General features: G+C 64.8%; 14 protein-coding genes and 3 pseudogenes. 7 read left to right on the forward strand and 10 right to left on the reverse strand.

From position 1 onward, the window contains the following. Positions 1-679 (forward strand): aspartate/glutamate racemase family protein (locus SYNGFB01_RS08400; RefSeq protein WP_048017689.1); only part of this gene is annotated, 679 nt, incomplete at its 5' end. Between the two features lie 33 nt (positions 680-712). On the opposite strand, the gene SYNGFB01_RS08405 is transcribed toward SYNGFB01_RS08400, so the two are convergent. Next, a complete protein-coding gene (locus tag SYNGFB01_RS08405; protein ID WP_053068407.1) occupies positions 713-1366 on the reverse strand; it encodes a hypothetical protein in 654 nt (217 codons plus the stop codon). 222 nt (positions 1367-1588) lie between these two features. Then, entirely contained in the window at positions 1589-2095 is a 507-nt protein-coding gene (locus SYNGFB01_RS15925) for a cupin domain-containing protein (protein WP_082325948.1), read from the reverse strand. Positions 2096-2543: 448 nt separating this feature from the next. On the opposite strand from SYNGFB01_RS15925, the gene SYNGFB01_RS08415 reads away from it, so the two are divergent. The 5 genes and pseudogenes from SYNGFB01_RS08415 to SYNGFB01_RS08435 all read left to right on the forward strand — a co-directional run bounded on the left by SYNGFB01_RS08415 (position 2544) and on the right by SYNGFB01_RS08435 (position 6071). Next, positions 2544-2741, forward strand: a complete 198-nt coding sequence (locus tag SYNGFB01_RS08415) for a DUF3955 domain-containing protein (RefSeq protein WP_048017690.1) — start codon at positions 2544-2546, stop codon at positions 2739-2741. 40 nt (positions 2742-2781) lie between these two features. Continuing rightward, the gene (locus SYNGFB01_RS08420; RefSeq protein WP_048017691.1) at positions 2782-3384 is read left to right on the forward strand and encodes a hypothetical protein; all 603 of its coding nucleotides are present in this window, start codon (positions 2782-2784) and stop codon (positions 3382-3384) included. Positions 3385-3672: 288 nt separating this feature from the next. Then, positions 3673-5348 (forward strand): annotated as a pseudogene (locus SYNGFB01_RS08425) (protein adenylyltransferase SelO family protein). 71 nt (positions 5349-5419) lie between these two features. Beyond that, positions 5420-5731: a nucleotidyltransferase family protein gene (locus tag SYNGFB01_RS08430; RefSeq protein ID WP_048017692.1), complete on the forward strand. Its 312-nt coding sequence runs from the start codon at positions 5420-5422 to the stop codon at positions 5729-5731. Positions 5732-5753: 22 nt separating this feature from the next. Further along, positions 5754-6071 (forward strand): DUF86 domain-containing protein, encoded by a 318-nt coding sequence (locus SYNGFB01_RS08435; RefSeq protein ID WP_200900086.1) that lies wholly within the window; start codon positions 5754-5756, stop codon positions 6069-6071. A gap of 200 nt (positions 6072-6271) precedes the next feature. Here the strand turns inward: SYNGFB01_RS08435 and SYNGFB01_RS08440 are convergent, their stop codons facing one another. From SYNGFB01_RS08440 to SYNGFB01_RS08460, 5 genes and pseudogenes are all read right to left on the reverse strand, one after another. Next, positions 6272-6538 (reverse strand): hypothetical protein, encoded by a 267-nt coding sequence (locus SYNGFB01_RS08440; RefSeq protein ID WP_235300063.1) that lies wholly within the window; start codon positions 6536-6538, stop codon positions 6272-6274. Positions 6539-6650: 112 nt separating this feature from the next. Then, complete coding sequence (locus SYNGFB01_RS15440) at positions 6651-6944, reverse strand: chlorophyll a/b-binding protein (RefSeq protein ID WP_235300069.1); 294 nt, start codon at positions 6942-6944, stop codon at positions 6651-6653. 556 nt (positions 6945-7500) lie between these two features. After that, positions 7501-7833: a DUF86 domain-containing protein gene (locus tag SYNGFB01_RS08450; RefSeq protein WP_048017695.1), complete on the reverse strand. Its 333-nt coding sequence runs from the start codon at positions 7831-7833 to the stop codon at positions 7501-7503. Beyond that, positions 7833-8120: a nucleotidyltransferase family protein gene (locus SYNGFB01_RS08455; protein WP_048017696.1), complete on the reverse strand. Its 288-nt coding sequence runs from the start codon at positions 8118-8120 to the stop codon at positions 7833-7835. The genes SYNGFB01_RS08450 and SYNGFB01_RS08455 overlap by 1 nt, the downstream gene beginning before the upstream one ends. 44 nt (positions 8121-8164) lie before the next feature. Then, positions 8165-8656, reverse strand: a pseudogene (locus SYNGFB01_RS08460) (DUF3427 domain-containing protein); the annotation flags it as partial. A gap of 146 nt (positions 8657-8802) precedes the next feature. Here SYNGFB01_RS08460 and SYNGFB01_RS08465 point away from each other — a divergent pair. Further along, positions 8803-9069: a nucleotidyltransferase domain-containing protein gene (locus SYNGFB01_RS08465; protein ID WP_048017698.1), complete on the forward strand. Its 267-nt coding sequence runs from the start codon at positions 8803-8805 to the stop codon at positions 9067-9069. A 130-nt stretch (positions 9070-9199) separates the two neighbouring features. Here the strand turns inward: SYNGFB01_RS08465 and SYNGFB01_RS08470 are convergent, their stop codons facing one another. The 3 genes and pseudogenes from SYNGFB01_RS08470 to SYNGFB01_RS16395 form a co-directional block, all read right to left on the reverse strand. Next, positions 9200-9589 (reverse strand): type II toxin-antitoxin system death-on-curing family toxin, encoded by a 390-nt coding sequence (locus SYNGFB01_RS08470; RefSeq protein WP_200900087.1) that lies wholly within the window; start codon positions 9587-9589, stop codon positions 9200-9202. Further along, positions 9586-9780: a hypothetical protein gene (locus SYNGFB01_RS08475; protein WP_006910830.1), complete on the reverse strand. Its 195-nt coding sequence runs from the start codon at positions 9778-9780 to the stop codon at positions 9586-9588. The genes SYNGFB01_RS08470 and SYNGFB01_RS08475 overlap by 4 nt, the downstream gene beginning before the upstream one ends. 178 nt (positions 9781-9958) lie before the next feature. Further along, a pseudogene (locus SYNGFB01_RS16395) lies at positions 9959-10243 on the reverse strand (ABC transporter substrate-binding protein); the annotation flags it as partial. Between the last annotated feature and the right edge of the window lie 65 nt (positions 10244-10308).

Below are 10308 nucleotides of genomic sequence, written 5' to 3' on the forward strand. Positions count from 1 at the left end.
GGATCACCTGGTGTCGTCGATCGAGTACTACCGGCTGATGAACCAACGCGTGCAGCGGCGCTTCGGCGACAACAGCTCAGCTCGGGTGCTGATGTATTCGATCGAATTCGGCGAATTCTCCCGAAACGAGCGGCTGGCCGAGGCGGGGGACTGGAGCGCGCTGCGCCGGATCATGCTCGATGCCGCCGGCCGACTGAAGCGCGGTGGAGCCGATTTCATCGTGATCGCCTCCAACACGATGAATTCCACCGGCGATCTGATTGAACAGCAGATCGGCATCCCGGTGCTGCAGATCGCCGACACCACCGGCGAGGCGATCCGCCACGCCGGCATCAGGAAGGTGGTGCTGCTGGGCACCAAGTTCACCATGGAGGCGCCGTTCTACCGCGAGCGCCTGAAGAGCAGGTTCGGAATCGAGGTGGTGACCCCCGAGCTGGCCGACCGCGATTACATCAACAAGGTGATCTTCGATGAGCTGGCCGTCGAGAGGTTCACCCCCGAGGCGAAGACGCGCTTCGTGGCGATCACCGAGAAGCTGATCCGCGAATCGGGCGCCGGCGGCGTGGTGCTGGGCTGCACCGAGATCCCGCTGCTGATCCAGCAGAAGGACCTGTCGGTGCCCACGTTCGACACGATGACGATCCATGCCAATGCGGCGGTGGATCGGGCGCTGCGATGAAGCAGGGCTGTTCCGCTGTTGGTCCCCCCGGCCTCACCAGGGGCCCTGCCAGAGGAAGGTGTTGAAGAGTCGTCCGCCCAGACGGCTCTGATGCCCCAGGGTGTTCTGGGTGGAGAGGCTCACCACGGCGCCGAGCCGGTCGGCCACCTTGAGGCAGGTCTGGAACTGCTGGGCGGTGTAGCACTGCACATCGAGCTGATTGCAGCCGGCACTGGGAACCAGGCCGGCCTGGAACGGCTGGATGCTGCAGAAGATGGGTTTGGTGTAGATCTGCCGCAGCCGATGGAAATCCGCCAGGCTGTAGTTGGCGAAGAAGTGATCGTCAACCTGGATGGCGTCGCCGTGGCGTGCCTCATGCACGAGGTCTTCGACACGCAGCGCGCGGTACTGGGGAGACTGCACCCACACCACGGGCAGGAGACCCTGCCGGCGGGCCGCCTCCGCCGCCTCCCGCTGCATCGCGTCCGACACCTTGCGCACGTCGAGGAAGACCATGCGGTAGTTGCTGGCGCGGATCTGCGCCATGGTCATCTCCAGCGACCGCCGCGTGGCGTAGTACCAGATCTGGGGCTGCGACAGCCAGGTGCCGTTGGGAGCAGCCTGCACCGCCGCCGCACCGAGGGCCAGGGAGGCGGCCAGGAAGCGGCATCCCGCAGCGCCGAGAGCTCTCGTGCAGCGCGGAACCATCCACCGGCCTCCTGAAGGATCGGGAGGGGCTCGCCACGGCAAGCCCCTGTGGTCGTTCTAGTGGCGTCTGCGCGGAGTGCCCTGCCCAGCCTGCACCGTTGTTGAAGCTCAGGAACAGCGGGCCGGTGGGGCCGTGCCTTCAGCAGAGCCCACCGTCATCGCGAGTTGAACGAGATCGGGGAGTGAGCAGGTTGGCCGGGCGGAACAGGGGCAGGAACGGGGTCAGGGCAGATCCTTCGGCACGATGTCGATCACGATCGCCTTCGCCGGGGCATCGGTCTCGTTGCGCCACCAATGCACCACCCCGGCCGCTTCAAAGGCCACCTCTCCTGGAGCGAGCGGTTTCGGCTGGGCAGCAGGTGCGCGTCGCTCGGTCATCTCCCCTTCCAGCATCACGGCGACACCCGGGCGGCGTTCGTGGCGATGCACGCCGATCTGGCCGCCGGGGGCAACGGTGATTTCCCGGGCGCGCAGCATGTAACCCTTCATCGCTGGGAAATCCCGCTCCAGATCCGTGGATCCGAGCAGGCGCACTGATCGAACACCTCGCGTTTCCTTCGGGGCACCGGGCAGGACGTGCTCCAGCCCCCGCCGTTCGTTCTCGGGAACGACCGCCCTGGCGTCAGNCCTGGCAGGCAGAGACCAGCCGGCTGTGATGCTGGCAGCCAGGCAGACAAGGGCGGTCTTTGTCCAGCCTGCGGTCGCCGGGCCTGTGGTGCCGATACGCATCGACGCAGCCAAGACTCTGATCCAATCCTGCCAGCCTTGGCGGGTTGATTGTCTCTACCTTGCGTAGCCCGGAACCAATGGCCATTCGGGCAGCCCGCCACACGTGCTCCTGCGAACTGCGCTGGAGCTTCGGTCTGTGATTCCCACCGAATCGCAAGTTCGATGCCAAAACCCACGCCGCGAACGTGCTCCGGAACAATCGAGATCAGGACGATTGCATTTGCCGGCCCAGGCATTCGATTCCGCGAAGCAGCCACGCGCCATGCCCACCCACCGAGGCACGCCACAGACTGCTGCTGAGACCGCGACCTCAGACGCTGCGCGGGCGACCGATCCTCGCCATCAGCCCCGATCACGATGCACAGTTCCGTGGTGGCCCTGCAGCCCGCGGCACCGTGCGCTGGTGGCGACGCTGCGCTGCTGAGCGCGCCAGCGGCAGGATGGCCCCATGAAGCTCCCCACCCTGATCGCCGTGCTCGCCCTGGCCGGGGCCGTGGCCACCGGCAGTGCCTACAAGCTGCAGGGCCAGAGGATTGACGAGAACGGCATCCTGCACGAGCCCTTCGCGCTGATCCCGATCACCTACGNCCTGATCGCCGTCTCCGGTGTGAGCGCTGCGGTGAGCCTGGCCGGCCGGAAGCGTTGACGGGTCACAACCGCAGACTGAGCCCGTTCGTCTCCTTGCCATGATTCGACGTCGGGCCCTAAGCCTCGCTGCCCTCACTGCCGGCTGCATCGCCGGGGCCGTCACCCTCCAGCGGCCGGCCGCCGCCGCCGAGACGGTCGACTGCTGGTTGAACAGCAGCAAACAGACCTGCACGATCCAGCCCTGGCGCAACGGCGGCTTTGAGATCAGCTTCAGCGCCGGCGCCATCGTCCGCTTCGTGCCGGCCGGTCCCCCCACCACCGACAGGCGCCCGATGCGCGATGAGCAGGGACGCCTCTGGCTGATGAGCGGCCACCACAGCTTCGAGCTGGTGGAGCAGGGCGGCGACCGCAACACGATCTCCGTCTCGAGTGTGCGCAGTGAGCCGGCCCCTGCCTTGGATCACATCGCCCACGGCAAGGTGAAGCTCAACGGTCACGGCCAGAACACAGTGACCCTCTACGCCCAGCCCAATTTCGGCGCGGCGATCGCCGGCATGGGTGTGTCGGGCGAAACCCTCGACAAGCTCTCCTGCACCACGAACAGCCAGGGCACCTGGTGCCGCGTGGGCTACCCGGGCCAGAGCGGACGGGTGCTGTGGGTGCAGCGCGAATCCCTGATCTTCCTGGGCGACGGGGAATGAAGCTGCACTGAGCTGCCGCCGCGGAACCTGGTGCTGCCCCTCGACTGGCGGAACAGCGAGGCGCCAGAGCCAGGTCGCGGCAGCGGGTGGTGGTGGAGAAGAGGGTTCGCTGCTGCGCCGGGTGATGAGCAGCCTGTCGATGCCGCTGGGCTGGTGCCAGAGCACGCCTTCGCGCGCGATCCACCCGGGCTGACAACGCTGGCCGCCGGCTCGCCAGGATGAGGAGCGCAGTGTCGGGGCCATGCCCAGGCAAGCGCGCAACCAACCACCCCCGTGACGATCGGCCCCATGCCAGCCACCTCGAGCTTCGCGGAGTTTGCGCAACGGGCCGACTATTCGCTGCTGGATTCGCTGCAGGCGGACCCGCAGGCCACTGGCGATGGCCACGATCACCAGCCCCGCCAGGTGTTCTCCGGGCACTACGTGCCGGTGAGGCCAACCCCGATTCCAGCGCCGGAGTACGTGGCGCACAGCCGAAGTCTCTTCCAGGAACTGGGCCTGAGCGATGCGCTGGCCCACGACGAGCAGTTCCGCCGGCTGTTCTCCGGCGACATCAGCGTGGCGCGTGAGCCGATGCGGCCGTTCGGCTGGGCGACGGGCTATGCCCTCTCGATCTACGGCACCGAATACATCCAGCAGTGCCCGTTCGGCACCGGCAACGGCTACGGCGATGGCCGTGCCATTTCCGTGTTCGAAGGCGTGTTCAACGGCCGGCGCTGGGAACTGCAACTCAAGGGCGGTGGCCCCACGCCCTACTGCCGCGGCGCCGATGGACGCGCCGTGCTCCGCTCCAGCGTGCGCGAATTTCTGGCCCAGGAGTTGATGCACGCCCTGGGGGTGCCCACCTCACGTTCGCTGACGCTGTATGTGTCGCGAGCCGAAACCGTGCGCCGGCCCTGGTACTCGCCGAACTCCAGGTCGTTCGATCCCGACATCCTGGTGGACAATCCGGCGGCGATCACCACCCGCGTCGCGCCCTCGTTTCTGCGCGTGGGCCAGCTGGAGCTGTTCGCCCGCCGGGCCCGCAGCGGTGCCCATCCGGGAGCGCTGCACGAGCTGCGGATGATCGTGGCGCACCTGATCGAGCGGAACTACCGGCCGGAGATCGATGCGAGCCTGGCGTTCAGCGATCAGGTGGTGGAGCTGGCCGGCCTGTTCCGCTCGCGGCTCACCGCACTGGTGGCCCACTGGATCCGCGTGGGCTACTGCCAAGGCAATTTCAACAGCGACAACTGCGCCGCCGGTGGCTACACGCTCGACTACGGCCCCTTCGGATTCTGCGAGCTGTTCGATCCCGCTTTCAGCCCTGGACCGGCGGCGGCGAGCACTTCTGCTTCTTCAATCAACCGGTGGCCGCCGAAGCGAACTACCAGATGTTCTGGGCCGCCATCCGCCTGCTGCTCGAGGGCAACACGGAGGCCCTGGCGAGGCTGGATGCGATCCGCGANGGCTTCGCCGCAGCGATGCAGCAGGAGCTCGAGTCGATGTGGGCCCGCAAGCTCGGCCTGGCCAGCCATGACGCCGCGCTGGTGAACGAGCTGCTGGAGCTGCTGGTGCTCTCCAAGGTGGACTTCACGATCTTCTTCCGCAGGCTGTCGGGCATCCCCGAGCAGCTCTCCACTCTGAAGGCGAGCTTCTATGTGCCCAGCTCGGAGCAGCTCGATGCGCAATGGACGCACTGGCTGCAGCGCTGGCGGGAACGCATCACGGCAGGCGGCGACATCAACGCGACAGCTGCCGCGATGAAACGGGTGAACCCGGCAGTGACCTGGCGCGAATGGCTGATCGCTCCGGCCTATGAGAAGGCGGCGGACGGAGATTTCAGCCTGGTCAGGGAACTGCAGGAGGTGTTCAGCCATCCCTACGACGAGCTGCCGCCGGAGCTGGAGGCGAGGTACGACCGCCTCAAGCCCCGGGAATTCTTCAACGCCGGGGGCGTTTCGCACTACAGCTGTTCGTCGTGAGGGGCACTCAGCTGGCGCGGACCTGGCAAGGTCGCGGTTTCCATCGATACTGATCAGATCGGTCTGGCCCCATGAGCCTCGCCCTCGCCCAGCCTCAACTCGACGCCATCGTGGACGCCTGCCGACAGCACCATGTGCTGCGCATGCATCTGTTTGGCTCGGCTCTGAGGGACGACTTTGACCCCAGCCACAGCGACCTGGATGTGCTCGTGGAGTTCCAGCCCATCGAACCCAGAGCCCTGGTGCGCGCTTACTTTGGCCTGGAGCAACAGCTTGCCTCGATCATTGGCAAGCCTGTGGATCTGGTGATGGCCGATGCTGTGCGCAATCCCTATGTACTCCGCGACATCGATGCTTCGAAGCAGCTGATTTATGAAGCGTGATCCAAGGGCCTTTCTCAGCGATGTGATCGAGGCAGGCCACGCCATCCAGAAGGCCGTCGATTGCATCAGCGTCGACGACTACTGCAAGAGCCGTCTGATTCGCTCCTCTGTTGAGCGGGAGTTCACCATCATTGGCGAAGCGCTCAGCCAGCTCTCCAGGCGAGACTTGGATCTGTTCATTCAGATTGATCAGGCACCACAGATCATCAGCTTTCGAAACAAGCTCACCCACGACTACGTAGCCATCAACGATCAGCTTGTCTGGGGCGTGATTCAGGGCAGTCTGCCGGCTCTTCTGGCCCAGTGCACCCAACTGCTCATTGAACTCAATGGAGCCTAAAGGCCAGCTTTGAGCAGTTGGCTCACCCTTAGATGTGGGTGGAGGATCAGCTCGGCCAGGCAGCGACAAAACTCACCTGGGCTGGAATCGAGCAGAGCTGCCGCTAGGGATCTTGGCCTCTGGCCAGCCCCGGGAAGCGCTCAGCAACCAAGGTAGCTACAGGCTCTGTTCAGATCGCTCTGTCAAGAAGAAGCCTCGCCTCAAACCGCCAACGCAGCCCCCTGCAGCCACCTCGCCTGGATCTGCCGCTCCAGGCGCCAGCGGATCGTCATCGGCCACTCCACCTCGGGGCTGTCGTACCGGGCAACGCACGGATGGCGGAACGGCTCGGTGACGCTCCCGGCGCGGTCCGCCTCACGCCGGTGCTCGCGCCCGTAGCCGCAGGCTTCTACGAAGTACAGCAGCAGCCGCGAACCCCGCGCCTTGAACAGGGGCACAGACTGGCTGCTCGCGTTGGAGACATCCATCTCGCTCAATCAAAGCGGCTAATGAAGGGAGGACATTCGCGTCTTCCGAGGATGACTGCGATGGCCTCCAACCTGTGGTCGACTGGAGAGTGACAATCAGGCCCAGGCCTGATCAAGACTGATGAAGCAGGGCAGATAGACCAATCTGTTGCATAATCCCTTGGCCGGTCAGAAGTTCGAGGCTCACGCCGATCACGAAACCCAGCATGGCGAGGCGACCATTCAGCAACTCAGCGCGGCGGTGAAAGCCCCATCCTGCCTTACTCTCAGGATCTGCGTAGTACATCACCGGCTCGATGACTTTGGGGTCAAGAAGCACATGCTCCTCGGAGTCCCACATGCCTCCTTCTGACTCGGCGTAGCTGTTGTTTCGGGTGCGCTTGGCGCCCTTGGTGAGTGTTTGCATGGTATTTAAGTTCGCTTGTGAATTAATGAGGCGGCATGAAGAGATAGCGCATTTGGACGATTGGCGATGGCCTCCAGGCCCATGGCTATCGATTCAGATCAGAGTGGTGAAAAGCGCGATGGCTAACGACTATTTCCCTCTCTCCACAAATCAACTCTATGCTCAAAAGAGCTTGACGAACCATTCTGCTGACCATGCGGATGTCAAGGGCGGGTTACCCGCTGGCTGCAATTCGCCAGGCACCCGGCTCTGGCTCTCAACACAGGAGGTATCCGTACGGGCCGATGCGTGTGTCTGGTTCAACACCGAGGCCTGGTGGCCTCGTTCAAGCCTGGGTCCTTCGGCGGGGGTGATGCTGGCCACACGGTTCAACGCGATGACGTTGACCCTGCCTCCATTGAACCGGCCGAAGCGTCATCCCTGCTGGCAGTCTCCTGGCAAGCTGGCGGGGGGGCTTTTGGGGGAGAAGAGAGATTCGCTCTTGTTGAGGGTCACGAACGGCAGATCGCACTGGCTGGGTTCGTGCCAGAGCACGCCTTCACGGTGGCTGGTGTCCTCAGCCCTGATTCAGGATCGCGTCGCTATGGCGACGGATCTCCGGAAAGCGTTGATAGGCCATCCAGGCCTGTTCCGGATCAACCTGGTCGTAGGCATGGATCAGGACATCCCGCATCCCTGCCATCGCCCGCCAGGGCACCCCTGGGTGTGGCAGCCTCAACTCAGGGCTGTCACGTTTGGTGGCTTCGCCAACAATCTCAAGACAGCGGATCACTACATCCTGGAGATAATCCTTGGCAAGAGAGGTCTCTTCGTTGTCGATCGGGTAGCCCAGAGCCCGATCGAGAACAGACAGGATATGGATCAGCGCCTGGCGATCCCGCACGTCCATCACANGGGGATGGCTTCGGCTTCCACAGTGGCTTTCAGTTCCGGCTTGAGGTTGCGGCGGCGGATCAGATCCACCCGGGTGAGCAGCAGATCCTCCAGAGCGGATTTCAGCTCGGCCCGGTCGAACAGGCTGGCGCCGGGGGGAAGGTCCACGAGCAGATCCACATCACTGCTGGGGGTGGCCTGATCCCGCGCTACGGAGCCGAACACCGCCGGATTGCTGGCGCCGTGGCGAGCGAGTAGCTCCTGGAGCTGGGCGGCCAATCGCTGCAGCTCGGCGAGACGCATGGGAACTCCAGGCCTGGCTTGTGCTGTGGGGGAGCCCTACGACGCTAAACCGCCAACGCCATCCACTGCATCCACGCCGCGGGGATCGGCCGCTCCCCCACATGGCCCTCGTAGATGGCGTAGCCAGACACCGGAACGGCTCGGTGACACCTGCCCGGTGGGGGAGGCGGCGGTGGTGGTGCTCTGGCTCTCCCAGTGGAACAGGGACGGGCCGAGGGCCAGGTCGCGGTAGCGGGCGGTGGGGGAGAAGAGGGCTTCGCTCTTGATGAGGGTGACGAAGAGCAGGTCGCGCTGGCTGGGTTCGTGCCAGTGCACGCCTTTGCGGTGGATCCAGGGGGCGTCGTCGCGCAGAATCCCGTAGCCGGAGGCTTCTGCGCAGCAGTAGGCCGCTTCGATTTCGGCGCGGCTGTAGCGGCCGTGGACGCGCAGGGGCACCTGCAGGGCCCAGGGCAGCGGGTGGAGGCGGCGGCCTGCCAGAGCAGGGCGAGGGCGTCGGGAAGGGGACGCCAGCGCTCGCCGGTGCCGCACAGCTGGGCGGGGGGCACAGGCGATAGGCACCGTGACCTGTTCATGGAAGCCTCGTGATGATGAAGCCCATGACCACCACGCCGACACCTCTGGTGACCCGCGAGGCGCTGCTTGCTTTGACGCAGCGGCTGGTGGAGTGCTACGCCCCGAGAAAGTGATTCTGTACTCCTGCGGAGAAGCCTCCGGCTACGGTTCCCTGGCTCGTGGAGACGGGCGCTGGGATTGGGATGCCGACATCCTGGTGGTGATGCCCATCGAGGGACGCCACCTGGCCAAGATCCGCGAAATGCGGCGAGGTTGCCCGGTGATCATCCCCCTGGATCTCATTGTCCGGAGGCCGGAGGAGTTTGAAGTTTGCTTCCGGGGGGGTGATCCGGTCGTGCGCAAAGCGCTTGACCATGGCGAGGTGCTGCATGGTTGAAGCATGGTCGGCCGTTCCGGAGTGGATTGCCAAGGCAGAAGGAGATTGGGAAGCCCCAGAGGACTCCTGACTCGGCGCCCATCCTTGCTGGGCCGAATGAGGCGGCTGGTGATCTGTTTGCAGAATCACCTCATTCCGAGCTCTTGATCAGTTGCCGAACCCAGTCGGTCAAGGCCTGGCGCCCAAGCGCTCCGGAGGCCACAGCCAGAATGGTGGCTTCCGCTGCTTCCGTCGAAGCCGTCAGTTCATACCCGTTGAGCATCAGCATGACTTCCATGGCGGCATGACCGATGCGTTTGTTGCCATCCACAAAGGGATGGTTCCTGATCAAAGAAAAGCCAAGTGCTGCTGCCTTATCGACGAGAGTGGGATAGAGATCAGTGCCCGAGAATGTCTGGCGGGGTTGCGAGAGTGACGCCTCCAGCAGGCCGAGGTCCCGCAATCCGGGCAATCCACCAGAGGTGACGATCAGACGGCGATGCAGCTCCAGAACCTCGCTGAGGCTGAGAAAGCGGATCAAGCCAGGCGCCGGTAGAGCTCCTCATTCTTTGCCAGCACCTGGGAGGCGGCGACTTCAAAGTCGGCGGAGGGCCTGCTCAACAGATCGCGAACGGCGGCTGCCGCCAGGTCCTGCTGGGCCACATTGAGCCGTACCGCCACCTCAGCGAGGGCGCGGGACTGCTCTTCATTGAGATTGATGGCGAGGGCCATGGCACTCCTCCAAGCCTCTCACTTTAGGAGGGGTTGATGGCGGTTGCCCCCTCAAACCGCCAACCCCATCCACTGCATCCACCCCGCCGGGATGGGCCGCTCCAACCGCCAGCGAATCGCCATCGGCCGCTCCCCCTCGAGGCTCTCGTAGCGGGCAAACCCCAGGCTTCATCACCTTCACCTCCGGCATGCCGTGCTTGGCGAAGAGCCCCTTCTCCAGGGCGATGATCAGCGGGGCCGAGTCGGTGAGGGCGATGAAGCCCAGGGTGGCGCCCTTCACCTCGGGCGCTCGCCGCCGGCGGTGGGGGCTGGGGCGGTTGGAACTGTCGGTCTGGGTCTTGTTGCCGCCGCAGGCGGCGAGCCACACGGCTCCCGCGGCGGAGCCGGCGGCGGTGAGCAGGAACCTGCGGCGCGAAAGATTCGACATGGGTGTTGCTGGGGAATGCCGGAGTGGCGGCGACATGCACTCCGGACGGGCTCCACAACAACGCGCGCGTGCCGGTCGGATCGATGTGTCGGCGCTCAGGC

Origin of the sequence: Synechococcus sp. GFB01, from assembly GCF_001039265.1 — a bacterium.
Lineage (GTDB): Bacteria > Cyanobacteriota > Cyanobacteriia > PCC-6307 > Cyanobiaceae > NIES-981.